We start from the raw sequence: 23,099 nt of genomic DNA, 5'->3' as shown, positions 1-23,099 counted from the left end.
TTATTTTCATAGTTCTAACCATTTCAGATACTTCTTTTTAGAGAGTCTAGAATCAACAGAAATATGTGCGGCACCTAAAAATCCAAGAAACCTATGAAAACATTTTATTAAGTCGTATTTAAGTTGTTCGGTGATTTCAAGATCAGGCTCCCACCACCAATTTTTTATAATCAGTGTCTTACTTTCTGTATCCAAGGCAGGTTCAAATCTCGCTACAAAACGATCATTACATAATAATGGAAGTACATAATAACCGTAACGACGTTCATTAATAGGTTTATAAACCTCCCAAATGTACTCAAAACCAAAAAGTTCCTTGATTTGTTTACGATCCCACAACATATTATCTAAAGGAGCAAGAATTGCTGAATAACTTTGATCATCAGATTGTATTAGAAATTTCGCATCATATTTTCTCATATAAAATGTATTGGAAATTCCGTCTATTGATACTTTAATTAAGTTTCCAGCTTCAATTAATCGTTGGAAGGATTTCTTTCGATCAGAACTTTTCATCCCTCTAATCCCTAACCATGCGTCCCCAGATCTATCCCACAGTAGACCAATGGCTCCAATACGCCTCATTACATACCAATCCACATATTGATCAAACGTTTGATTAGGATCCTCTCGGCTTAAAAGATAACTAGGGATATTTCTTTCTGTAAGATCGTATATTTTACGAGTTCGATTTTTGTTATAAATAATTAAATCTCCCACAAAATATAAGCTTTCTAGAACTGCTCTTGATAGTCTAGTAGGTGCCCATGGCCATTCAATGATCTGATCATAGGATAAATCTTTTGATGTTATAGGACCTGTATCTTTAATCAATTTAAGCACATCCTGCCTAATTTCCTTTACTTCCGGTACAGTGCTTAATTGCTCCCTCTTTCGCTCTCTAAATCTAGAAAAATATGGCCAATCCTCCGTAAGATATATGGACATGTTTTTATCCCATCCGTCGATCAATACCCTATCCTTATATAATAAGTTAGTTAACATTTCTGGTTTGAAATCATGAATTCTAGATTGAAGTACCAATTCTTGATTAAATCCTACAACATTTAATGGATCAAATTGAATACACCCAACACGTCGAATATAATCAATAATCCCTTGTTTTCCTAATTGTTGATTAGAAGCTCTAAAACCATGATAAGAGGAAAGGAAACGGCGTGCTTCATTCTTTGTTAATGAAATCATTTTATCCATCTCTGTAAAAACTCCTTATTCAATACCATCTAATATTCACTATTATTCCTCATTTACTTTAGAATTGACCTATATTTAAATTTATTTCGCGATTTTTGGAATCATTATTGTTTGTCCAATGGAGAGATTACTGCTCTTCAACCCATTTTCATCTTTTATTTTATAAATAAAATCTCTTATGTCTATTGTTTCTGATCTATGTAATTTAGCTATACTCCATAGAGTATCACCTGACTGAACATGTATTATGATTCTATCTTCTTGTGGAAACTGAACTTCACCTGTTCCCTCTGCTGCAAAAACGTTAATAATAGCGCCAAACATAAAGCAAAAAGTTGCGATTATAGTGATTAAGCTCATGATCAATAACCTTTTTCTATTAAAGCTGGATTTATTTTGACTTGTAGTCTGAAATGCACCTTTGGTATTTATAACATTGCTTTTATAAATTAAATGCATAATTTTCTCCCTCCAAACATTTGTTCTAAAAAGAGGATAACACGAACAATTGTTTGTGTCAATGTATTTTTCGAACTTACGTTTGTGCGAAATAACGTTCTATGTTATACTTTAATAAAGCAAATTCTCATGAATGTGAGACTTTTATTTTCAAGATAAACATACTACATAAGAAATACATGACAAATGCACATCGTTCGAAATTAAAACATAGATCGTTCATAATTATGTACATTACTTGGGGAGGGAATACAATTGAACAAGTTGTCTGCTAGACAAGAAGCCATATTGGATTTTATTAAAGATGAGGTGCGAAAAAAAGGCTACCCTCCTTCCGTTCGGGAAATCGGTGAAGCGGTGGGTTTAGCATCTAGTTCTACAGTGCATGGTCATTTAGAAAGATTAGAAAAAAAAGGATTCATTCGAAGAGATCCCACAAAACCACGAGCTATCGAAATTTTAAATGAGGAAGATGCAGCGATTATCACTTCATCTGTTGCACAGGTTCCTTTAATCGGAAAAGTTACAGCAGGTCTTCCAATACTTGCAACAGAAAATATTGAAGAATACTTTCCTCTTCCTACTCATTATGTTGGTGATTACAATGTATTTATGCTTCAAATTGTAGGTGAAAGTATGATTGAAGCAGGTATCCATGATGGGGATTATGTCATCGTAAGACAACAGCAATCTGCAAGCAACGGTGAAATTGTAGTTGCAATGACAGAAGACAATGAAGCAACGGTAAAGAGGTTTTTCAAAGAGTCAAATCATATTCGATTGCAACCAGAAAATTCAACAATGGACCCAATTATACTGAATGAAGTTACAATTTTAGGAAAAGTTGTTGGGTTATTTAGAGACATTAGTTAATAGCACAACTTAATATAAGCACTTTTATAAAAAGAGGCTGGGACAAAACCCAGCAAAAATGAATAAACCGCATGAAATCAAATTTATAAACCTTGATTTCATGCGGTTTTAATTATGCTTATTGTACAAAAACCAGCTAGATTTCAACTTATGTCCCAGCCTCTTTTTATGCTTTACTATGATATCAACGCGAATCTGAATGAATCTTTAGTCCAATCATTCATTCAGATTAAATATAGACATTCGTTGAATTTTACAAAAAATAGTAAAAAAGTATAATCAAAATGAAATTCTGTTCATACATTATTAAGGCACAAAAATTTTACATTTCATTTACTGAAGCAAAATATTTTTGTGCTATTGTGTTGTTATAAAAAAATAAAAATACTGTAGGAGTGAGAACATGGATTTATATGGATATGGGGATTTTAAGTTGCCTAGCTATCATGAAAGAAAGAGACATCATCTTTATGAGCAATTTGAGAAATCAGAAGAAAAAAAATCATTAAAAGGTCCAAGAGAGTCAGACTTATCTATTTATAATTTTAGAAGATAACACGAATTTATGAACTAAATAAGAAGAAGAACAGACTTTATCCCTCTCGAGAAAACCTTGGCATGAACCAAGGTTTTCTTTAATTTCATAGCGACTGGTTCAATTTTATATAAAATATTTCCTTTTTATGAACTTTACCTTTAAACAAATAAATACGGGAAGACACTATCCTCAATTCCGAAATTATCTTGAGTTTGATCTTTAATATCAGCATCAATTGTATTGGTTGTACTTATAAAATTATTTGTTCTTGGTAAATCTCCTCTATTAAAACAACCACTACCAGCATATGCTTTTGTGTATTCTACAGGTGTTATCTGAATTGAATCACCTGTGCGCAACAACGCACCACTAGAAACATTAATGACTTTGGCTACTCCTAAAATCGATGGCATAAAATTCACCTCTATTTAAAAAATAAACTCTCCTAAAAGCTTTGACAAAATCTCTTGCATCTTCACCTTTAACTCTTTTCATTTATTCCACTCCTTGTATTTATAATAAAGAATTGCAAATCAAATAATTCCTTTTCACAACTTATGTAGATATTAGACTAAGCGAGTGGATGTCTGCCTATTCAATTTAATTCCTTCAACAAGATATTTAGTAAGAAATGATTGTCTCAACACAAAAAGACGTATTTCTACGTCCTTTCTTTAACCGTTTAATCATAATACTTTTTTAAAAACCGTAGCTCTACAATGTAAATACTGTTGCTTTCAGACTTCGGGAACCAACAAAAACAAAGCCAACGGTTGGAGTAATTACACTTGTGCACCTAAGATGATACGTATTCATTCCTAGACTTGGATTTTTGTCCACTAAAGGGAAATTTGGAAAATTCATATGTCTTCCATCAACTACAGAATCATAATCCATTTCATCACTGATCATTGAAACACAATCATCATTTCGAATGATTTGATATGTTACTTCAAAAGTTTGATCTATCATAGTAAGACCTAATACAGCAATTTGAGCCATGGTATCAAGTTTAATCTGTGTTTTATGTGATACACACACATCGACTGAAAGCACATCAACAGGTGTACCATCAAAAGGAAGCTGAATTACATTTGGGTCAAAAGTATATGGGTCATCTACTGAAACAGTATCAGCTACAATAAAAGGTACTCTATCCAATCCCATAACTTCACCTCCCAACATTAAATTATCCGTACATTTTATCTTATGTACCATGTAATGAATTTGATTGGACTGGTATCCATAGACAATTTCAAAACAGAGTACAGTTACAGTCATACCCTCCTTGGAACCATTCATTATTCATTTATCTTATGAACAATCTAATCTAATGTAGCTGGTATGGACTGGTGTCCACGGGGCTGGAATGTAAAAAACCCTACGATGTCATATCGTGAGTGTCTCTTTATTGTTAAATTTATTATTCCAACACACATATTGGATATGTTTTACAACTCAAAGTATTATCATCTAAACTTTCAGAAACATTGAAAACTGTAAGACACAATAAAAGAGACATTAAAACCATTTTCATCATAAACACCTCACTTTTTAAATGACTGAGATAAGTTAAATTACACTACAAAAGGTAATTAGTGTAACCTATAGTACTAGTTGTTATGTTAGAATAAACTTAAAATGGAGGTTAAGGTCAATTGTTTTATGAAAATATTCCTTTGTGGTTGTTGGTTACACATTATTCATTTTTATTCTTTACATATTTAATTGCAACATCTAACTTTTCTAGAAAAAAAGTGAAATATTTTTCACTTTTAACTTTAATTAGTACGTTTACTCTTCCTCTTGCAATCATTTTTCAAGCGCTTAATAGAGGACCAGGACTCAACGAATATGAATATATAGTAATCATGTTAAAATCAGGTTCTAAACTATCAATGTATATTGTTTTATGTCACTTATTAATACTAGTTTTCTGGGTTGTTTTTATTTCTGTTTTCATTAGAGAAAAAAAGTGAATACATGTAGTTCATAAAGTATTATAAACCAGACATAGCTTTCATAGAGCTGAACAATCTATTATTTACGAATACTAACTGTTTCAAAAAACAAACCTCTCATTGTATCTTTTTGAGTCTCAGAATTCATGTTTTTAAACCAATCCAATTCCATATCTTCCTCTTTAAGTACAGTTCCCCTCCAAAGAGTTAAGTTGAGAAAATGTATACATGTAACCTAAGGATGCATCCTATCTCGATCATATGGAGAAATTTCATCTAGGGTCTTAACAAGTTCAACAGCTCTTGTGTTAAATATGTCAACTTTACTAACCTTATTCCTACTTTAGGTTCATAATCAATTTTTCCATTACTGTTTGAGGACCACCCGTTAAAGGAATTATTCTCTGGTCATTTAGAAAATCATACGGATCAACTACTGAAACGCTTTGAGGCACAACAAAAGGCTCTTGTTTAAGTCCCATAGCCCTACTACCAACTCATTAAACTATCTTATATCTTATGAACAGTCTAATGTAGTTGCTTGGACTCTTATCTATGGGCTGGAGAAAAAAGAGCGCTGTTTATCAGCACCCTTCTCGTTTAATCATAAAATTTTATTTTTAAACTTTAGTTCTATAATGTTATTACTGTGGCTTTTAGACTTCGGGAGCCAACGTAAATACTATTGAGTACGGGTATACTTAATATCAACTGCACAACTTTCAGTTGATACTTATTTATTCCACGATCTGGTGTCTTATCAACTAAAGAAAGGCTTGGAAAGTTTGTATGTCTTCCATCATTAACATCAGCATAATCCATTAAATCATTTATTTCTGCAATAGGTGTGTCATTTCGCTGGAGTTGATAAAGAACTCCGATAACCCCGTCTCCACCACTTATTGTGATAGCGTTTTGAAAGAAAGAATCAAGTAATACCTGTGTTCTCTCAGGTTGTCTGACACACACATCAACAGACAGCAGGGTAACAGGTATTGGAGTAATTATAACATTATCTAGTAGTATTGTAATTGATCCTTCCCCCCGTATGGATCTAATGCTGAAACCGTATCATAAACAACAAAAGGTTCTTCTTTTAACCCCACAATCATTACCTCCCAACTCATTAAATTATCATTTTACAATATCTTATGAACATTCTGATCAGTTCGCTTGGACTGGTACCCCTAGACATTGGTACAAAAAAAACAAGGGAATTAAAACAAGTAACTCCTTGGTTTTCACAGATAATTTAAGTTGGGATTGATTCATTTTATGATTCTTATTTTTTTATGATTGTACGAATGCGGATAGGTTAAATAAATAGGTGTTTTTACACTCCAACTCGCAAATTAAAAAGAACGTATTTCTACGTCCTTTCTGTTAACCGTTTAAATATAAAATTTTATTTTTAAATTGGTATCTAGCATTCAAACAGACTAGCTTTTAGACTTCGAGAGCCTATTGTAATAAACGGAGAGGGATTAGGACTAAAATTTGTGCATCTTAATACATAGGTGTTGTTTCCTTGATTTGGATTTTCATCGACTAAAGGAAAATTAGGAAAGTTATTATGCCTTCCATTGACTCCAGGTGTGCTGCCTACTGCCAAGTAATCCATTTCATTAGTAATTGAAGCAATCGTAGTTCCATTACGTTCTAACTCATATTCTACTACAAAGGTAACATTAACTGGAAATGGTGACAATGTTGCTCGAACAGCAACCTGAACCATGGAGTCAAGCAATACTTGAGTTTTATGCGGTTGTTTAACACACACATCAACAGTAAGGACTTCTTCAGAATCACCAGGAGTAGGAATAGAAATTACATCTGGATCGTTCCGATCATAGGGATCATCTACTGAAACACTTTGATCAACAACAAAAGGTCCTTTATTTAACCCCATAAATTAACCTCCCAACTTCTTAGATTAAAATATCATTTCACACTATCTTATGAATAATCTAATGGAGTTGCTTGGACTCTTATCTATGGGTATATACATAAAAAAGAGCTCTTATGTGCGCCCTTCTCGTTTAACTATAAAATTTTATTTTCAAACTTTAGGTCTATAATGGTATCACTGTGGCTCGAAGACCTCGCTGGATATGTATAGATTAATAAATAGTGTTTAACGAACGTGTAGAAACACAAGCAGATGGATCCATAGAACTACTTAATATAGTACCTCTTTTAGAATCACATTTTCGGCCTTAAGGTAAGCTGCATCGTCAATCAGTCCTTCAACTAACTTCCTCTTGGATTCCTCAACATCTTTGAATATATCGGTTAATTTCTCATGTTCTCTCTTATAAATTCCACTTTTCGTATCAATTCAAAAAACCTCCAGTCAATTTCATAATTTTAGGTCTGTGTGTAAATCGTTCGGTCTTCTAGGTTTGTAGTCTTGAATTTTGATGGGGGGGGCTTAAGTACTTTAGCCTGACTGGCTTTCAGTCAGGTGAGCCAGGTGATATATTATTTATATTACAAATAGATATAGCATGTAAAAGAGGTTCACTTGGATCTTGTAAAATGACAATACCCTCTCCTAAATCCGCAATAGAACCGGTATTCACACCATTTAAATATCTAATTCGTAATAACTCAGTTTTGCTTCGAGAATTTAAAAAATCATTTGTTGGATCTTCACAACAACTGCATTCACCCTTTTTACTTTTCCTACTTGGTTTTAAATTAACTTGCTTAGAAGATGAAAATGTAACAGCAGATACATTGCAAACTGGCAAATATTCATTCTCTTGCTCATCATTATTAAAAATAGTTAAAATAAAATTTTTCACTTCTATTATTTCTGAATTTTCAATTTCATCTGTTGTTGTGATTATACTCACTGTTTCATCTTTTAATTGATCTAATACACATTGCATTGGACATACACAACATTCACATATCGAATCATCAAAAAAACCCATATTATTAACACCCTTTCATAATTTTAATGTTAAAGTATAATATGAGTTATAATCATTATTTGATTGGACGTATATAATGTCTAACAAAAATTCCACTAATGCCAATATGAACAACTTTTAAACCCTCGTGATATATAAAACATCCTTGGCATTAAAACAATGCTCTATTTTAAACATGTTCACACGAGGACTCTCCTCACTGAATAATTCCACATCTCCTGTCACTTCAATTACCTGATCATTTTTAAGTATGACTTTATATTTTCTGATTTCATTGTCTTTAGGCTCTTCACTCATCTTCCATCCCATCCTTCCATTCACAATGAATATATTTAGTAATTGTATGAAGTCTATCTTCTATCACTCGCTTAACATCATCGCTTGCATTCTCATAAGCAAATAACAGTATAGCTAATAGTTGTTTAAATGCATTGGTATCCTTTACACTTACGCTTGCCTTTAATTCCTTCACTACTCACACCTCACTCCACATAATGTTCAAACCACTTCTCGATGTATCCTTGCCATTCATCCTGCCTGTACTGTCTCTCTTCATCTACTGCTAAACGTTGTAAGCATTCCTCTTTACTTACATCAAGGAATATAGGTTCAGCTCCTAAATCATTAATAACCTTCTCTCGCTTATACTTATCTGCATACCCTCCTATGATCCATGCGTTATACCACTTGCCATGTCTTACTTTGATATTGTCTAGTAACTGATTGTAGATCCCTCTCACATTCATCAAGAGGTTGTCAGGCTTATCATACTCAGGCTGCATTGAAACAGCAGAATATAACCTATCCATATCAATGATGATATCCCCTCGTTGTACATGTCGTTTTACAAATGCTTGCTTTCCTGCTAATGGTGGACCATATACAAGATATACTTTCTTTTCTGCTTTATATCCGAAACGGTTATGCAATATGTTATGGCAGTCAAAGCACACTAAGTCTACTAAGTCAGGATTTAAGCTTATGTTGTGGTCATGTACATTCTCTGGTGTGAGTTCTATTTTATGATGGCCTATGATTTCTTTTGATATTGCTATGGTCTGTTTACATCGTGAACACTTATTACCTCTTTCATTAATCAAACCTAACCTAAATGTTTTCCACTTATCGGAGTTATAGAATCTATCCAAGACTTTATGTTTCGCCATGCTACCACTCCTTGTTTTGTTGCTCTCGTTCACTTAGTTCTACTCTGCGTTTATCCAGTTCATATTTCTTCTGGTCCAGTTCTGATTTAGCAGTTTCAATCATTCGTTTATGTTGATCTGGTAATAGATCAAAGTATCTTTCTAACTTCTCTAGTGCCTTCATCTTGTCATGGAGTTTGATTGAAATACCGTCTTTGCTTTTCTTCACTTCACTTATCATTCTTCCGTCTACTTGATCCATATCTTTGAAATAGACCTCATTTGATGATTGCAGCATAGGAACTATATCTTTTACACTTAGATCATCTGAATTTAACAGAGCTTCAACTTCACCTGTTACAATGTCTTTCCTATAGAAAGTAATGAAGTCTGTAATGTCAGCAAAAGCCATTTTGATATACTCATTCAAGACATCCATTGCATCTAAAAATACCTTTTGAGCCATTGCTCCCTTTAGGTATTTTATTTCTTCTGCAACCTTAGCATTTCTTAGCAACCTATTCCCTTCAACATGAGCGCTATCTGCTGCATATCCTGCATTTATTGCTGCTTGAGTAGCATTGAAGGATTTAATATAGTAAATACAAAAAAGCCTTTGTTTATCGGTTAATTCATCCGATTCAACAAGGCTTTCTACTACTTCATTTGATTTGGTTTTCTTGGATGCATCCTTTGCAACCTTTTTTGCATCCTTTTTCTTTAAGGTTGCATCTTTCTTCCATTTTTCTCTGCTCTTTCTACTCTTTAATGTTCCAGATTTAATACCGTACTTTTCAGCTAATGCCTTTAAGGTGATATCTGTTGTTTCATATTCTTTCCTTATCTCTTCCCAGTTCATTTAAGTCATCACCTCACCTCCAAATATTGGTTTGAGTTTTTGCAGACATAATAAAAAGCACCCATAAAGAGTGCTTAAAATTAATTGTCTATGACTGCACTTGTGGTGGATCTTTCTTCCCTCCTGAAGCATCGGCATTTCCTGTCATCCCTACAGCAAATATAAAAGCTGCTACAACTACTACCAATAGTTTTTTCATTATTACACCCCCCAGCTGGTAAATAGTGTAATTATATTGTATTTTTTCAACAGTGTAAATATATGGAGAAGAGCTTGTATATTATTCAAATTTAATAATTTATTCTCTCTTTTGATATGATTAGTTTATTTAGTAATTGGAATAATATAAAAGCAAGTTGTTTGTATTAGTCCTTATTGAGAGTAATCTTGATAGGGACTTTCTATTTTTACGGTGATTATTAACGCTCACCGCTAGCGCTCCCGATCTGTTTCTTAATCGCTGGGATCACGACCAAAGGAGGACGTAATTAGGCAGGAACAGAGTATATATCAATAATGAGTTATTTAATTGTTTATCATCCTGCTTCCCTCCCCTAGCATAAGTGGATGATATTTTCCCAACAAAAAAAGACGTATTTCTAGGTCCTTTCTGTTATCCATTTAATCATATAATTATATTTTTAAACTGTAGTTCTATAATGTTATTACTGTGGCTTTTAAGCTTCGAGATGCAACACGCGGAGGGAATTCAATCATACATTTCAAATCTGTACATCTAAGCACATACGTATTGATTCCATGACTTGGGTTCTTATCGACTATAGGAAAGTTTGGAAAGTTTGTATGTCTTCTTAAGTTAGTGATCTGATAGTCCATTTCATCATTAATTGTTGCAAGTACATCGCTATTACCACTACTCTTACGTAGAAGCTCATATTTCACTTCAAAAGTCCCATCAGCTGTAATTACTGCAATTTGTGTCATTGAATCAATAATAACTCTTGTTTTGAGTGGTTGTTTGACACATACATCTATGGTAAGAACATCTACAAATGATCCATCAGTAGGAAGTAAGATTACACCTTGAGTATCAGGATTATATGGATCCCCTTCTACTGAAACGCTTTTTGCAACAACAAAAGGTCCTTTTTCTAGCCCCATAAACTAACCTCCCAACTCATTAGATTATTCTTTTTCTTATCTTATGAATAATCTATAATAGTTGCTTGGACTCTTATCTATGGGCTGGAATGTAAAAAAGACGTATCTCTACGTCCTTTCTGTTAACCGTTTAATCATATAATTATATTTTTAAACTTTAGTTCTATAATGGTATTACTGTGGCTTTTAGGCTTCTGGAGCCAATGTAAATACTATTGAGTACCGTTATATTTATTATCAACTGCACAACTTTCAGTTGATACTTATTTATTCCACGATCTGGTGTCTTATCAACTAAAGAAAGGCTTGGAAAGTTTGTATGTCTTCCATCATTAACATCAGCATAATCCATTAAATCATTTATTTCTGCAATAGGTGTGTCATTTCGCTGGAGTTGATAAAGAACTCCGATAACCCCGTCTCCACCACTTATTGTGATAGCGTTTTGAAAGAAAGAATCAAGTAATACCTGTGTTCTCTCAGGTTGTCTGACACACACATCAACAGACAGCAGGGTAACAGGTATTGGAGTAATTATCACATTATCTAGTAGTATTGTAATTGATCCTTCCCCCCCATATGGATCTAATGCTGAAACTGTATCAAAAACTACAAAAGGTTCTTCTTTAAGTCCCATATCCTTACCCTCCTAACTCATTAGATTATCCTTCGTTCTATCTTATGAACAATCCAATGTAGTTGCTTGGACTCTTATCTATGGGCTGGAATGTAAAAAAGAGCGCTGTTTATCAGCACCCTATATTTATCCTCTTATTATATAGTGGCAAACGTATGACAAAAAGAGCCCCTTTCGGGACTCCCCTTAAACGATATATATTATTGAGTTACTTCATACTCATTCACTTCAAACGTTAGTATATTATCATGAATGATATAATCTGTTCTGTTTAAGAATGGTCCAACATTACCTGTTTTTTCTATGGCATATGCTACTGTTAATTTACTTTGATACCAGTTAATAAAGTCCTCAACTTCACTCATAGTTAAATCATATTCTTTCTCTTGTCCGTTTTCTAATACAATCACTAATATTGCTCTATTGTTATTTATGACTACTGAGGCTTCAGGTGTTGCGGAAGCTTCGTTTGAATTTTCGCTTTCTCCTGCTGAGTTTACTGCGGATACTACATAATAATAAGTTGTTCCATTTACCACGTCTGAATCAAGGTAAGATGTCTCCGTTACGCTTTCTGCTATAATGTCATATTGACCACCTTGTGTTGTTGATCTTTTAATTGTATAACCTTCAGCACTTTCTACTAGATCCCATGAAAGAGTTATTTGTGAATCTCCCGCTGTAGCTGTTAGATTTAATGGAGTACTAGGGATTGAATTAGTGTTATATACTTCTACACTTGATAAAGTACCATTACCATATCCACCTATGGCATAGATTTTCCCATCTATCACTTCTGCTCGATAAGCCGTTCTTTCAAAATTCATACTCGCTACTTCTGTCCATGAGTCTGTCGCCGGGTCATATACCTCTACACTTGAAAGAGTACCGTTATTACTACCTCCACCAATCGCATAAATTTCTCTATTAATAAATTGTGTCTCATGGTCATTTCTACCTTGGTTCATACTCCCACCCTCTGTCCATATATCTGTCACCGGGTCATATATTTCAACACTTGTAAGAGATTCAGAAGATCCAACATAACCACCTATTACATATATTTTACTATCAATTACTTCTGTTTGATATCTATACCTTCCCTGATTTAAACTAGCTACTTCTATCCATGTATCTGTTAATGGATCATACACTTCTACGGTTGAAAGAGCACCATTGATATCATTTCCACCAATTGCATATATTTTACTTTTAATTACTTCAGTCTGAAAGTCTACTCTTTTGTAGTTCATACTTGCAACTTGTGTCCATATATTTGTCACTGGGTCATATACTTCTACAGACGATAAGCCATTCCCACCGATTGCATATATCTTACCTCCAACTATTTCTGTTTGAAACAAATGCCTTCCTTGATTCATACTAGCTACTTCTGTCCATGAGTCTGTATCCGGATCATACATTTCTACAGATGATAAGGATATGTTGTTATCGTATCCACCTATCACATAAAGTTTTCCATTTAGAGTCTCTAAGTTGAAAGTATTTCTAGCTTGATTCATACTAGCAACCTCTGTCCATACATCATTTACAGAATCATATACCTCTACACTTGATGAATAGCCATCCAAACCATACCCACCTATTGCGTATATCTTCCCATTAATAACTTGTGTCTCATGATTATTCCTACTTTGATTCATACTAGCAACCTCTGTCCAAACACCTTCTTCTGCTGCAAAAACAGGAACAGCAGATAACAACATCACCATAGCTAAAACAATTGAAAATAATAATTTAAATGACTTCTTCATCTTTCTACCACCTTATAGTAAATTATGTAATAACTTTTGATAGAATAATATAGTATAACTGTAATGTCCATGAAATTAATGCATAATATGTGTATTTCCTGTTGATCTACATAATATTTTCTTACTGAGTTATCCCTAGACAAAAACAAAAAAAGAGGCTGGGACAAAACCCAGCAAAAATGAATAAACCGCATGAAATCAAATTTATAAACCTTGATTTCATGCGGTTTTAATTATGCTTATTGTACAAAAACCAGCTAGATTTCAACTTATGTCCCAGCCTCTCTTTCTCTTTATTTATTTTTTGCTTGGTTCATGCTTGAACTTTTTGTTTGTCAGTTTTCAGTTCTATGACCAAATCATTTTCTTCTTTCTTTTCAGATAGCGTTCCTTTTTCTAATCCTAACAATAATTCTGTCTTCTCTTGATTCATATTTATTTCTTTTAAAAACTGTCTTGGAGTCAATATGGTTAATAATTAAGTTCACAGCTTTATTTAATGCAGTTGGTTCAGGAATAGGAATTTCGTCATCTAAAGGCTCTTTTGTTCTCCATTTATGGAAACCAATCTGTCTCATTAAATATTGATATTGATTATAACTTATTGCATCCAAGTGGTAGGCACGAATAATCATAGCTTGAATAGATACTTTCCACTTCTTTTTGAGTTCAATATAATATTCAATCTTATTCGGCTTTATTAAATCATTTAAAAATGCTTCTTTGGGTAATAAGAAACTGGAAGCGAATTGATCCGCTTGTTTCTCTATAATTTTGTATTCTTCACGCGATATTGTTTCCATGTCCAAAGCCCATTTGTGCATAATTAAATGTCCTAACTCATGTGCACAATCAAATTGTCTACGAACTGCTGTCCTTTTATCGTTACCCAACACAACAATACACTTTTCTTCTGATTTTACAACTTGTAAATTACTGCAAGCATCAACCTTCTTTGTATTGGTAGGTAATGATGTTACAATAAATCCATTTTTCTCTAGAACATAGACCATATTGGAGATAGGTTCATTACCTAAATCCCAATACTCTCTAAGATACATTGTTAACGACTCAATATCATTTATCATGTTGTCTGAAATATCACCAGTTTTAAATTCTCCTACTTTTAAGATCTCATCTAGTTCACCTTGATTGAATCCAGTAATATCAAGATCAATTACGCCATCTAATTCACTTAATAAACTTTCAAGTTTTAATTGATCCCAATGACCTTGAACTTTATTTAAAGCTAAATTAGCAGCCTTCTCCTTTATTTCATCCATTTCTACAATGACACATTCAACTTCTTTTACCCCTTGTTCCATCAATACCTTAAACCTTTGATGTCCTCCTACCAAATTACCTGTTATCTGATTCCATATTAATGGTTGTAACACGCCAAATTCTTCAATGGATGATTTTATCTTTTCATACTCTACATCACCAGGTTTTAAGTCTATTCTTGGATTATATGGTGCAGGGTTAATTTTATTTATTGGTACAGTTTGTATTTTCATGTTATCAACTCCGTTTTAGACAAAATAAAAAGCACTACTATGAGTGCTTGAAATATATGAGATTTTATTTCACTGTTAAAACTAAGTCATCAATTATTATTTTACTTTTTTGTGCTTCCACATACCAATCTGGTACATTTGGTTTATTTTTCTTTAATTCTTTTATATATTTCTCATATCCAATTCCATCAATGAGTTGACCATTTATTTCCAACTCAGTAGTTTGTATAACTATTTCATACTCACCAGGATCTTTAATTCTAATCTCTTCTTTAATATCTATGCTTTCACCAGGTTTTAATTTTCTATTTACTCCTAAGTCACTATATTCTAACCCTCTAACATCCATTCCTTTTTCATCATAGATGTACACTCGAATAATCGGGTCTCCACTAAATAATTCGATTTCTTCACTACCATTGTATAGTAATGATGTCTTTATTATAAAAGAATTTTTCTTTTTTACGACAGTAGGAGTATTAATTTTCAAATCTAGGTTAGATGAAGATATGCTCTTATTCTTAATTTGGGGATCAATATTATCTTCAGAACACCCAGAAAGTATTAAAGCCACTAGAATAAATAAAGTAAACAAATAAGATCTCACAAATTCCTCACCACCTCAATTTAAAGTGCCCCTATATCTTATCTTGTGGAGGGGCACTTAATCATTATTATTTTACTGTTATTTAGGACCACCAAAAATTAAATTTAAGTTAAATTCCGCTAAAACATTTCTAGCTTTTGTAAAATATTCAGCGGATTGTCCTCCAGAGTGAATTCCTAAAAGATCTTTATCCCAATCAAAAATTGTACCTCCGCTATCTCCATATACAGCCGTATAATTAGTTTGTGCCATATCACTTATTGTATAAGAAACTCCAGAAGTAACAAAATCTACTGTTTTATTAGCATTTATAATTGTACCACAAGATATATCATTAGAATTCCCAGCGCTTATACATGCTACTCCACCTACTATATATTCACTCTCTATACCTAATAAGTTTATATATTCTGTATCACCGTTTCCATATACCCAGTAAGTCAAATTATTCTCTGTTAAAGTAATTAGACCGGCATCTGCCTTACCATCAATATTGTGATCAGAATAAGTACCAATTTTATATGTACTTGTGGTTCCTCCTTGATACCAACTACCTGTTGTGCCAGACTCTAAAAAACAATGACCAGCGGTAACCAACTTCATTTTACTGTCAGTTCTATCAAAAGCTGAAAAACCTACTGTGCATCCTTGAGCTCCTGAAGTTTGAATAAATGCTCCTCCTGGTATTGGTCTCAATTTAGACTTGGAAGTAACTTCACCTAATTTTTCCTCATTATCTTCAATAACTTTTAAATATTTCTTATCAAATATCTCAAATATTTTTAAGGTTTTATTATCCTCTAAATTTTTTATCCCAATAATAATTTTCCCACTTTTTAAATCATTTGAGATTGAAACTATATCAATCCCTTCATTTTCAAAATATGATTTATATGAAATAATTTCCTCAATTAATGAAAGACTTCTTTCTTCAGTCAATTCAGTTTTATAAAATTTGATTTTATTAGAATCTCCGTATAGCTCTTTTATTTCCTTTTTTTTATCTGAAGTTATATCCTTGGTAAAACCTATATTTATTATTCCTTTATCCTTTTGATCGATATACAAGCCACCATATACATCTTTTAAGTTCTCTTCAATATACTCCTGAATTTTAGGAATATCGTCAGATTGCATTGCAAATCTATCATTTATAGAATTGTATTCGTCATCTGAAAATATATAACTAAATTTTTCTTTATGCTCTAACTTGTTTTTTACTAAAGATTCGACATATTCATAGTTACTATTCAAACCAATCTTTTCTCTAAATTTAATATTTTTCTCAATCTCTTTTTCAACATTATCTTGAGCTGCAAAAACATCTTGATTTCCATAAGAATATGGAAATACGATACTTATTGTTATTGCCATTACTAATAAAATATAGAATACTAATTTAAAATTATGACTTTTAATCATATAAACTCCTACCAACCTTTCAATTTTTATTTTTCTAGTTGATCAACTAAAACTATTATAAGATAAAAGCTAGCATATGTTGTCGACTCATGTCGTATTATATATTTTTTTGAAAATATATTATATTTAGCATTTAAAAAAATAAATTGCTCGTTGTTTCTCCTACACTCAAAAAAACAATTTTCCCTTGTGGCATATTCCACACAAGTGCTGTTTATTTACTTGTTTTTCATCCTGCTTCCCTCCCCTAGCATAAGTGGATGATATTTTCCCAACAAAAAAAGACGTATTTCTACGTCCTTTCTGTTATCCATTTAATCATATAATTATATTTTTAAACTTTAGTTCTATAATGGTATTACTGTGGCTTTTAGACTTCGGGAAGCAGCTAATATAGAAGAAGGATCTCCCGCTAAATTAGTACATATAAGTTTATACGTATTGTTTCCTGCTCTTGGATTCTTATCTACTACAGAAAAGTTAGGAAAGTTTGTATGTCTCCCAATATCAATAGCAGATTGGTAACTCATTTCATCATTGATTCTTGCAATTACAGTGTCATTAGCTACGATTTCATAAAGCACTTCAAAATCCACAATAAACGAACCAGCTCGTACTGCAATTTGTGTCATCGAATCAATAGAAACTTGTGTTTTATCTGGTTGGTTGATGCAAACATCAATGCAAAGCACTTCTGTTGGATCATTTGGATCAAGAATTATCAAATTTGGCTCTGGATTAAATATATTATAAGGATCTTCGATTGAAAAACTTTGAACCACAACAAAAGGTTCTTCTTTTAATCCCATAACCTTACCTCCCAACTCATTAATTTATCCCTATATCTTATGAACAATCTAATGAAATTGCTTGGACTCTTATCTATGGGCTGGAATATAAAAAAGAGCGTTGTTTATCAGCGCCCTTTTGTTTTTATCCTCTCACTATATAGTGGCAAACGTATGACAAAAAGAGCCCCTTTTGGGACTCTTTTAAGTGAATATATTATATTAATCTATCTTGAGAGAAATAGACTATCATCTCTCCACTCCAAACCTTCTCGAGAATTTTCTCCTAATATTCTAATTGCATCAATATCTATATTGTATCCTGTTTCATATTTTAACCATGAACGGTATTCATAATAGCTTAATGTAAAGTTATAAAATGGTAATGGTTTAGGGTTTTGATTCCCACCACCATTATCATTCGTATAACCCACAGTAGAACCTTCAATATTTTCCATATCTACATAATAACATGGAACAGATTCATAATAATTAATTGTTTCTCCAACTTTACAACTACTATCTGATATCATTCCTCCAGTTCTTGATACTGTAGGATCAAGGGATATATTAATTTGATTTTCATTATATAAATCATCAAATAAGTTTTCGCACCTAGGTAGATTGATTGCCCATGTTGTATTTTTACAACCATACCAGTCTTTCCAAGCATATTCTCTATTGTAATCAAATGTACCATCAACTTTATACCAATTTGCCGCTAATCTATCAACTGCAATTGTAGCAGAGGTTTCAGTGTTAATTCTTTCATGTGTAGCACTTTCACCAGCCCAACTGAAATCGTCAATTTGCCATAGACCAATTCCTGGATTCCAATGAGCTCTTACATATGGGTTACTTGTTGAATAATCATTAAATGACCATAATGCTGCATTATTACCATCGCCCCTACTAACTGCCATAGGTGATGGAGCATCATCACTGTTTTCATTTCCAGCTTCATAATACGTAACAACTATAGCTAATGTTGCTAATTCATATTTGTTTAATTCACTGCTAGGAATATTGTATTTATCAAGTGCTATTTCCGCTGCATATAATACATCTACAAAAGGTTCTAATCCAAAACTAGCAACTGGTTCATATCCTATTGCATCTTTATTATACAAATATGCTAGATTCTCTACATCAGAATTAACTTGATTAATATTTGTAACTAATTCTATTATTTCTACTTTATCATCCTGTGAAATTTTTAATGATTCTTCAAAGGCATCTCGATATGATAAGTTTGGAAACTTTATTGCATAATCCCTACCAATTTTTCCATTTACAAAATCCATTTTAGTAGCATCGTTAAATGAGGAGTTAAATGCTTCTTGTGATTCAAGCGTATCATTTATCAACTGCTCAGTAAACAGGAATACTCATTATTTGCAATGTTTGTAAATCAAAACATCAAATCTTATTTTTCTCCAACTACCCACAAATTGTATTGATATTCGCTTAATAATGGTGCAATATCAGGATTAGTTACAACAATATCTTCAAAATGCGCAGCAAATCCACTATCTAATCCATCTTTGTGAAATTTTAAATCAAAGTAAGAATTCTCTAACCATACTATTTTACCGTTCTCATCATTCCATGCTACTGTTAACTCTACAATTTTAATTTTTTCTCCTGATTCATTTGTAAAAGATGTCCCTAACCCATAACTTAAACCTCCATCATTGCGTTCAGTTCCTTTATACTCTAATGGTCCATACGGTATCTCATATGTAGTTGAAACCTCGAAGTCTCTATATAATTTTTTATTTTTTTTTGTTTCTTTTACATCCCAGATAATAGAACTAACATCGTTAACACCTACTTCTGATTCAAGAACAAATGGTGTTGGTTCACCAGGACGTATCGAATCAACTAATGCTTTTTCTGAAATAGTAGTCAATACTTCTCCACTTTCAGCAATTAACTGTGCTTCTACTTCAATGCTTTCAACCAATTCAGTTGTTTCATTTCTAACTAATCCCATTACAGACCAATTACCCTTAGTCGATACATTAACAGTATCTTCAAGAAGAACAATAGAATCACCTTCGATTAATCCAGTGTAATAGTTCCCATTAAAACCTAATAAATTTTTGTAAGATTCTGTTTCAGCTTGAAGTTCTTCAAACTGTCTAAGTGCTTCTTCTGGATCAGATCCTGGGAAAGAATCTTCTATAGAAAAGATTTCAGGCCATTTTTCCCACTTATATTTATTATTTGGTAATTTAACTTTTACCTTATCCTTTTTGTCTTTCTTTTCTTTTTCTTCACTTTGATCATTTTCAATGATCTGCTCTTGGTTTGGTTCTTCGTTTTCATTTGCGAATATGAAAGAAGAACTCAAAACCAATGAAAAAATTACAGCAATTAGAATGAATTTAAAATACTTATTTTTCATTTTTTCTTTCTCTCCTCCTACGTTGATTGTTTGTTTTAGTATATAACCCCACCATTTACCTGTATATAGAAAAAATTGTCGTATATTGTCGAATAAATAAATTAAAATATTCAGAATTTTATGATAGTTAGCTATAACAATAATTAATAAAACAGCCTACCCCACAAGGAATAGACTGTTAGACTTAGAATCATTTATTTTTTTATCAGCACGATCTAAATATTCTTGCACTGAAGCTTTAGTCACTGCTAATTCATTTGCTATCTGACTCATGCTGAAGCACAATCCATAGTGTAGTGTAAAGCATTGTCTTTCTCTATCTGAAAGAGTTGATAAAGCATCCTCTATCTGAAACCGTTCAAAATCAGTTATCTTTGTAAACCCTCCATGTGATTCAGGAGAAACAAATGATTGCATCCACAACGGATCCCAAACCTTTGTATTTTGATATACTGACCTTCTTTCTATCCCTCGGACTGTCCCGGGTTCTCCACCCTTCTCTATCCACCTTATGACATATTCACAATCTGATATCATGCTGCCTATGATTTCACGTTCATGTTTTTTAGTCGTTTTATCTTTTAGCTGAGTTAATGACCTTCTAGTATCTTTATACTGTTTTAGTAGTTGTTCCATTCCCTCACCTTCTTATTCTTTTGTTAATCTCCCATTATTTAACGCTTGTCCCATTGTTAAACCTTCACTTATCATTAAACAAATAATGATATTAAGGGGAAACTTATGGACATAGCGGATGTTATTTACTACTTAAAATTTAGCGTCATATATGGAGCTGCTCATTTTTTTTTCAATAAACCATTCAATCCCAAAAAAGCCTTACTTCTTGCGCTATGTCTTTTTATTTTTCAACTCACATTGGAGATTATAGGTAATATTATTGGATTCGCTCCGACTTTTACCTTGCTTGCAATATGTCTTGTTATTTATCTCTTTTATGAGAAGTTCAAAAAGAAATAATTTCGTTTAACTTCCATTGTTCTTACCCTCCTATTATTTAAAACTCACAAATTAACTCGCTCTCCAAGGAATTAAATGTTTAATTTGATTGAAGTGTTTTCTCTCTTCATATTTCATTTCTTGTGTAGGACGATAATAATCATTGGTTTCTTTATCTATCATTTCATAATGTTGTTGACATAAATGTACTAACGTACATCTTTTAGATGATTTTTCATTGCATTTAGGGTAATTACATCCCATGATCACTACCTCCTATAAGGAGCAGCTTACGCCGCCCCATCTTCTTTATCATCTTTAGTATCCGTTTCCTCTGCCTGTTCTTCTGTCTCTTCTTTTTCCTCTGCTGTTGGTTCATCTGTTTCACCTTTGGACTGTCTCCATTCGTCCCATTTTGTTGCATGTGGAGCTACAGACTTTCTATATTCATCTATAATCTCGACTATCTTTCCAGAGGATAATTCCAATTCATTTGCTAGTTTCATATAGGTTTCGCCTTCGTGAAGTCTTTTGATTAAAGATTCAAAATCATATTCATCATGTTTAGGTGCTAATCCACTCATAATAAATTCATCTATAACATCTTTATCTGCTTCCTTCTTCTCTTCCTTGGTTTTATTCTTCTCTGGTGGTATACCTAAATCAAGCTGTGTTTGTTCACCTTTTTCTACTTCTTTAATTTCTCCATTTTCATCGACTGTGTACTCCGTCACTGGTTTATTTGTACTTGCATCAATCGTTACCTTGTAAGTGATAATTTGCGAGTTTAAAGATACCTCCACCTTTTGGTCTACCATTCCACAAAGAGATTCTAATTGCCCTTTCAGTCCATCATCTGTTACCTCTAATACAATTTCTTGAACTCCACCCGGTTTAACATTTACTTTTTTTACTACTGGTTTGAAATGAATGTAACTCATTTAAATTGCCTCCTTAATTTCAATTTCAACTCTTGGTTTTTCGCTGTACCACTTACTAACTTCAAGCTCAATCACTTGGCTATCATCATTCCATATCACTTTATTTAGTGCGTCTTTTATTCCCTTAACATAGTTATCTACATCAGGTTTAGTTAATGGTCTTAATTCACCGTTTTCAGCCTGTAATTTCTTCTTTTTACTAAAGCTTTTGAGACTAGGTTTATATACTTTAACTTTCATATGAAGTGCGCCCTCTAGTAACTTTTCGGGTGCATGTTCCGAAGCAGCTAACTTTACATAGTCTTTGAAATCCCTTGATTTTTTAGGGTCATACATTCTAACAAATCCACCTTTTGCTGAAGCTCTTGGTCTACCTTGTGCGACTGGTTCCCCTAATACAGTAAATTTAATCATTCCGAATCACCCCTTTCCACATCGACTAAATCAGTATCTATAATCACATTCCGAAGTTTGTCTATATGGTTAATCACTTTGTTTGCTGTCTGATGGAGTTCCCTTACTTTTTCATATTTTTCATGAATGTTGATTTCATCACCGATATTCAACGATTTGCTATAATCATTATGCTTCTCGGTCAGCAACCTTAGTTCTTTATCCGTCGCAAAGACTATAAATGTCCTTTGACCATCCACCACTTCACCTAGTCCTTCAATTTTCATCAACTTACCCCTCTCATACTATTTCCTTGCAACCCACCTTTACGTGGCTGAATCTTCTGTTTCTTCCTGCGATCAAGAACCAGTAATACAACATCATTTGGATGTCTTTTAAATGCTTTTGCAATATCTGTAATACATAATCCTTGTTTCCACATATGTTCAAACTCTGTGACTTCTTTTTTATCCCAATAGAAATTCATTTCTTCACAAGCGATATATGGCATTTAAGACACTCCCCTTCCACATGCTTGTTT

30 protein-coding genes are annotated in these 23,099 nt (G+C 32.9%); 3 read left to right on the top strand and 27 right to left on the bottom strand.

Going from position 1 to position 23,099, the window contains the following annotated elements; genetic code table 11:
• Positions 1–6: 6 nt before the first annotated feature.
• Positions 7–1,215, bottom strand: a complete 1,209-nt coding sequence (locus Q5Y73_RS07920) for a winged helix-turn-helix domain-containing protein (RefSeq protein ID WP_305991319.1) — start codon at positions 1,213–1,215, stop codon at positions 7–9.
• An 81-nt stretch (positions 1,216–1,296) separates the two neighbouring features.
• Complete coding sequence (locus Q5Y73_RS07915; RefSeq protein WP_305991318.1) at positions 1,297–1,674, bottom strand: LysM peptidoglycan-binding domain-containing protein; 378 nt, start codon at positions 1,672–1,674, stop codon at positions 1,297–1,299.
• 255 nt (positions 1,675–1,929) lie between these two features.
• Here Q5Y73_RS07915 and lexA point away from each other — a divergent pair, with 255 nt between their 5' ends.
• Together lexA and Q5Y73_RS07905 are read left to right on the top strand one after the other, a co-directional pair.
• Positions 1,930–2,547: a transcriptional repressor LexA gene (gene lexA / locus Q5Y73_RS07910; protein WP_305991317.1), complete on the top strand. Its 618-nt coding sequence runs from the start codon at positions 1,930–1,932 to the stop codon at positions 2,545–2,547.
• Positions 2,548–2,950: 403 nt separating this feature from the next.
• Positions 2,951–3,103 (top strand): hypothetical protein, encoded by a 153-nt coding sequence (locus Q5Y73_RS07905; RefSeq protein ID WP_305991316.1) that lies wholly within the window; start codon positions 2,951–2,953, stop codon positions 3,101–3,103.
• A 140-nt stretch (positions 3,104–3,243) separates the two neighbouring features.
• On the opposite strand, the gene Q5Y73_RS07900 is transcribed toward Q5Y73_RS07905, so the two are convergent.
• A complete protein-coding gene (locus Q5Y73_RS07900; protein ID WP_305991315.1) occupies positions 3,244–3,498 on the bottom strand; it encodes a spore germination protein in 255 nt (84 codons plus the stop codon).
• 301 nt (positions 3,499–3,799) lie between these two features.
• Positions 3,800–4,252 (bottom strand): hypothetical protein, encoded by a 453-nt coding sequence (locus Q5Y73_RS07895; protein WP_305991314.1) that lies wholly within the window; start codon positions 4,250–4,252, stop codon positions 3,800–3,802.
• Positions 4,253–4,743: 491 nt separating this feature from the next.
• On the opposite strand from Q5Y73_RS07895, the gene Q5Y73_RS07890 reads away from it, so the two are divergent.
• Complete coding sequence (locus Q5Y73_RS07890; protein WP_305991313.1) at positions 4,744–5,064, top strand: hypothetical protein; 321 nt, start codon at positions 4,744–4,746, stop codon at positions 5,062–5,064.
• A 320-nt stretch (positions 5,065–5,384) separates the two neighbouring features.
• On the opposite strand, the gene Q5Y73_RS07885 is transcribed toward Q5Y73_RS07890, so the two are convergent.
• The 23 genes from Q5Y73_RS07885 to Q5Y73_RS07775 form a co-directional block, all read right to left on the bottom strand.
• Positions 5,385–5,528, bottom strand: a complete 144-nt coding sequence (locus tag Q5Y73_RS07885) for a hypothetical protein (RefSeq protein ID WP_305991312.1) — start codon at positions 5,526–5,528, stop codon at positions 5,385–5,387.
• Between the two features lie 151 nt (positions 5,529–5,679).
• Complete coding sequence (locus Q5Y73_RS07880; protein WP_305991311.1) at positions 5,680–6,015, bottom strand: hypothetical protein; 336 nt, start codon at positions 6,013–6,015, stop codon at positions 5,680–5,682.
• 454 nt (positions 6,016–6,469) lie between these two features.
• Positions 6,470–6,955 carry a hypothetical protein gene (locus tag Q5Y73_RS07875; protein ID WP_305991310.1) on the bottom strand — a complete coding sequence of 162 codons (486 nt, stop codon included), beginning with the start codon at positions 6,953–6,955 and terminating at the stop codon, positions 6,470–6,472.
• Between the two features lie 547 nt (positions 6,956–7,502).
• Positions 7,503–7,985: a hypothetical protein gene (locus Q5Y73_RS07870; RefSeq protein WP_305991309.1), complete on the bottom strand. Its 483-nt coding sequence runs from the start codon at positions 7,983–7,985 to the stop codon at positions 7,503–7,505.
• A 117-nt stretch (positions 7,986–8,102) separates the two neighbouring features.
• Positions 8,103–8,282, bottom strand: coding sequence for a hypothetical protein (locus Q5Y73_RS07865; RefSeq protein WP_305991308.1), 180 nt, complete (start codon positions 8,280–8,282; stop codon positions 8,103–8,105).
• Positions 8,275–8,457: a hypothetical protein gene (locus Q5Y73_RS07860; RefSeq protein WP_305991307.1), complete on the bottom strand. Its 183-nt coding sequence runs from the start codon at positions 8,455–8,457 to the stop codon at positions 8,275–8,277. Before Q5Y73_RS07860 ends, Q5Y73_RS07865 begins: the two co-directional genes overlap by 8 nt.
• Positions 8,458–8,467: 10 nt before the next feature.
• Complete coding sequence (locus tag Q5Y73_RS07855) at positions 8,468–9,151, bottom strand: HNH endonuclease family protein (protein ID WP_305991306.1); 684 nt, start codon at positions 9,149–9,151, stop codon at positions 8,468–8,470.
• Between the two features lies 1 nt (position 9,152).
• Positions 9,153–9,989, bottom strand: coding sequence for a terminase small subunit (locus Q5Y73_RS07850; RefSeq protein WP_305991305.1), 837 nt, complete (start codon positions 9,987–9,989; stop codon positions 9,153–9,155).
• A 654-nt stretch (positions 9,990–10,643) separates the two neighbouring features.
• Positions 10,644–11,111 (bottom strand): hypothetical protein, encoded by a 468-nt coding sequence (locus tag Q5Y73_RS07845; RefSeq protein ID WP_305991304.1) that lies wholly within the window; start codon positions 11,109–11,111, stop codon positions 10,644–10,646.
• A 163-nt stretch (positions 11,112–11,274) separates the two neighbouring features.
• The gene (locus tag Q5Y73_RS07840; protein ID WP_305991303.1) at positions 11,275–11,748 is read right to left on the bottom strand and encodes a hypothetical protein; all 474 of its coding nucleotides are present in this window, start codon (positions 11,746–11,748) and stop codon (positions 11,275–11,277) included.
• 200 nt (positions 11,749–11,948) lie between these two features.
• Positions 11,949–13,523, bottom strand: a complete 1,575-nt coding sequence (locus Q5Y73_RS07835) for a Kelch repeat-containing protein (protein WP_305991302.1) — start codon at positions 13,521–13,523, stop codon at positions 11,949–11,951.
• A 377-nt stretch (positions 13,524–13,900) separates the two neighbouring features.
• Positions 13,901–15,040 carry an ImmA/IrrE family metallo-endopeptidase gene (locus tag Q5Y73_RS07830; protein WP_305991301.1) on the bottom strand — a complete coding sequence of 380 codons (1,140 nt, stop codon included), beginning with the start codon at positions 15,038–15,040 and terminating at the stop codon, positions 13,901–13,903.
• A gap of 64 nt (positions 15,041–15,104) precedes the next feature.
• Positions 15,105–15,647, bottom strand: coding sequence for a putative periplasmic lipoprotein (locus Q5Y73_RS07825; protein ID WP_305991300.1), 543 nt, complete (start codon positions 15,645–15,647; stop codon positions 15,105–15,107).
• Between the two features lie 78 nt (positions 15,648–15,725).
• Positions 15,726–17,069, bottom strand: a complete 1,344-nt coding sequence (locus tag Q5Y73_RS07820; RefSeq protein ID WP_305991299.1) for a S1 family peptidase — start codon at positions 17,067–17,069, stop codon at positions 15,726–15,728.
• Between the two features lie 347 nt (positions 17,070–17,416).
• Complete coding sequence (locus Q5Y73_RS07815) at positions 17,417–17,878, bottom strand: hypothetical protein (protein WP_305991298.1); 462 nt, start codon at positions 17,876–17,878, stop codon at positions 17,417–17,419.
• A 206-nt stretch (positions 17,879–18,084) separates the two neighbouring features.
• The gene (locus tag Q5Y73_RS07810; RefSeq protein ID WP_305991297.1) at positions 18,085–19,161 is read right to left on the bottom strand and encodes a hypothetical protein; all 1,077 of its coding nucleotides are present in this window, start codon (positions 19,159–19,161) and stop codon (positions 18,085–18,087) included.
• Between the two features lie 122 nt (positions 19,162–19,283).
• The gene (locus Q5Y73_RS07805; RefSeq protein WP_305991296.1) at positions 19,284–20,267 is read right to left on the bottom strand and encodes a hypothetical protein; all 984 of its coding nucleotides are present in this window, start codon (positions 20,265–20,267) and stop codon (positions 19,284–19,286) included.
• A gap of 156 nt (positions 20,268–20,423) precedes the next feature.
• Positions 20,424–20,903 (bottom strand): sigma factor-like helix-turn-helix DNA-binding protein, encoded by a 480-nt coding sequence (locus Q5Y73_RS07800; RefSeq protein ID WP_305991295.1) that lies wholly within the window; start codon positions 20,901–20,903, stop codon positions 20,424–20,426.
• Between the two features lie 393 nt (positions 20,904–21,296).
• The gene (locus tag Q5Y73_RS07795) at positions 21,297–21,488 is read right to left on the bottom strand and encodes a hypothetical protein (RefSeq protein ID WP_305991294.1); all 192 of its coding nucleotides are present in this window, start codon (positions 21,486–21,488) and stop codon (positions 21,297–21,299) included.
• A 26-nt stretch (positions 21,489–21,514) separates the two neighbouring features.
• On the bottom strand, positions 21,515–22,165 hold the full coding sequence (locus Q5Y73_RS07790) for a 2-methylcitrate dehydratase (protein WP_305991293.1): 651 nt from the start codon (positions 22,163–22,165) through the stop codon (positions 21,515–21,517).
• The gene (locus tag Q5Y73_RS07785; protein ID WP_305991292.1) at positions 22,166–22,579 is read right to left on the bottom strand and encodes a RusA family crossover junction endodeoxyribonuclease; all 414 of its coding nucleotides are present in this window, start codon (positions 22,577–22,579) and stop codon (positions 22,166–22,168) included.
• Positions 22,576–22,845: a hypothetical protein gene (locus Q5Y73_RS07780; RefSeq protein ID WP_305991291.1), complete on the bottom strand. Its 270-nt coding sequence runs from the start codon at positions 22,843–22,845 to the stop codon at positions 22,576–22,578. The genes Q5Y73_RS07785 and Q5Y73_RS07780 overlap by 4 nt, the downstream gene beginning before the upstream one ends.
• Complete coding sequence (locus Q5Y73_RS07775) at positions 22,845–23,069, bottom strand: hypothetical protein (RefSeq protein WP_305991290.1); 225 nt, start codon at positions 23,067–23,069, stop codon at positions 22,845–22,847. The genes Q5Y73_RS07780 and Q5Y73_RS07775 overlap by 1 nt, the downstream gene beginning before the upstream one ends.
• Positions 23,070–23,099: the final 30 nt, after the last annotated feature.

The organism is Chengkuizengella axinellae (genome assembly GCF_030730905.1).
GTDB classification, from domain to species: Bacteria; Bacillota; Bacilli; order Paenibacillales; family KCTC-33759; genus Chengkuizengella; species Chengkuizengella axinellae.
The sequence above is the reverse complement of the archived record's forward strand: the minus strand, read 5'-3'. Positions and strand labels throughout refer to the sequence as shown.

Bases quoted from the DNA above. Each gene is read 5' to 3' on its own strand.
- Q5Y73_RS07920 (WP_305991319.1), bottom strand. From the start codon at position 1,215: ATGGATAAAATGATTTCATTAACAAAGAATGAAGCACGCCGTTTCCTT.
- Q5Y73_RS07915 (WP_305991318.1), bottom strand. From the start codon at position 1,674: ATGCATTTAATTTATAAAAGCAATGTTATAAATACCAAAGGTGCATTT.
- Q5Y73_RS07905 (WP_305991316.1), top strand. From the start codon at position 2,951: ATGGATTTATATGGATATGGGGATTTTAAGTTGCCTAGCTATCATGAA.
- Q5Y73_RS07900 (WP_305991315.1), bottom strand. From the start codon at position 3,498: ATGCCATCGATTTTAGGAGTAGCCAAAGTCATTAATGTTTCTAGTGGT.
- Q5Y73_RS07895 (WP_305991314.1), bottom strand. From the start codon at position 4,252: ATGGGATTGGATAGAGTACCTTTTATTGTAGCTGATACTGTTTCAGTA.
- Q5Y73_RS07885 (WP_305991312.1), bottom strand. From the start codon at position 5,528: ATGGGACTTAAACAAGAGCCTTTTGTTGTGCCTCAAAGCGTTTCAGTA.
- Q5Y73_RS07875 (WP_305991310.1), bottom strand. From the start codon at position 6,955: ATGGGGTTAAATAAAGGACCTTTTGTTGTTGATCAAAGTGTTTCAGTA.
- Q5Y73_RS07870 (WP_305991309.1), bottom strand. From the start codon at position 7,985: ATGGGTTTTTTTGATGATTCGATATGTGAATGTTGTGTATGTCCAATG.
- Q5Y73_RS07865 (WP_305991308.1), bottom strand. From the start codon at position 8,282: ATGAGTGAAGAGCCTAAAGACAATGAAATCAGAAAATATAAAGTCATA.
- Q5Y73_RS07855 (WP_305991306.1), bottom strand. From the start codon at position 9,151: ATGGCGAAACATAAAGTCTTGGATAGATTCTATAACTCCGATAAGTGG.
- Q5Y73_RS07850 (WP_305991305.1), bottom strand. From the start codon at position 9,989: ATGAACTGGGAAGAGATAAGGAAAGAATATGAAACAACAGATATCACC.
- Q5Y73_RS07845 (WP_305991304.1), bottom strand. From the start codon at position 11,111: ATGGGGCTAGAAAAAGGACCTTTTGTTGTTGCAAAAAGCGTTTCAGTA.
- Q5Y73_RS07840 (WP_305991303.1), bottom strand. From the start codon at position 11,748: ATGGGACTTAAAGAAGAACCTTTTGTAGTTTTTGATACAGTTTCAGCA.
- Q5Y73_RS07835 (WP_305991302.1), bottom strand. From the start codon at position 13,523: ATGAAGAAGTCATTTAAATTATTATTTTCAATTGTTTTAGCTATGGTG.
- Q5Y73_RS07830 (WP_305991301.1), bottom strand. From the start codon at position 15,040: ATGAAAATACAAACTGTACCAATAAATAAAATTAACCCTGCACCATAT.
- Q5Y73_RS07820 (WP_305991299.1), bottom strand. From the start codon at position 17,069: ATGATTAAAAGTCATAATTTTAAATTAGTATTCTATATTTTATTAGTA.
- Q5Y73_RS07815 (WP_305991298.1), bottom strand. From the start codon at position 17,878: ATGGGATTAAAAGAAGAACCTTTTGTTGTGGTTCAAAGTTTTTCAATC.
- Q5Y73_RS07810 (WP_305991297.1), bottom strand. From the start codon at position 19,161: ATGGATTTTGTAAATGGAAAAATTGGTAGGGATTATGCAATAAAGTTT.
- Q5Y73_RS07805 (WP_305991296.1), bottom strand. From the start codon at position 20,267: ATGAAAAATAAGTATTTTAAATTCATTCTAATTGCTGTAATTTTTTCA.
- Q5Y73_RS07800 (WP_305991295.1), bottom strand. From the start codon at position 20,903: ATGGAACAACTACTAAAACAGTATAAAGATACTAGAAGGTCATTAACT.
- Q5Y73_RS07795 (WP_305991294.1), bottom strand. From the start codon at position 21,488: ATGGGATGTAATTACCCTAAATGCAATGAAAAATCATCTAAAAGATGT.
- Q5Y73_RS07790 (WP_305991293.1), bottom strand. From the start codon at position 22,165: ATGAGTTACATTCATTTCAAACCAGTAGTAAAAAAAGTAAATGTTAAA.
- Q5Y73_RS07785 (WP_305991292.1), bottom strand. From the start codon at position 22,579: ATGATTAAATTTACTGTATTAGGGGAACCAGTCGCACAAGGTAGACCA.
- Q5Y73_RS07780 (WP_305991291.1), bottom strand. From the start codon at position 22,845: ATGAAAATTGAAGGACTAGGTGAAGTGGTGGATGGTCAAAGGACATTT.
- Q5Y73_RS07775 (WP_305991290.1), bottom strand. From the start codon at position 23,069: ATGCCATATATCGCTTGTGAAGAAATGAATTTCTATTGGGATAAAAAA.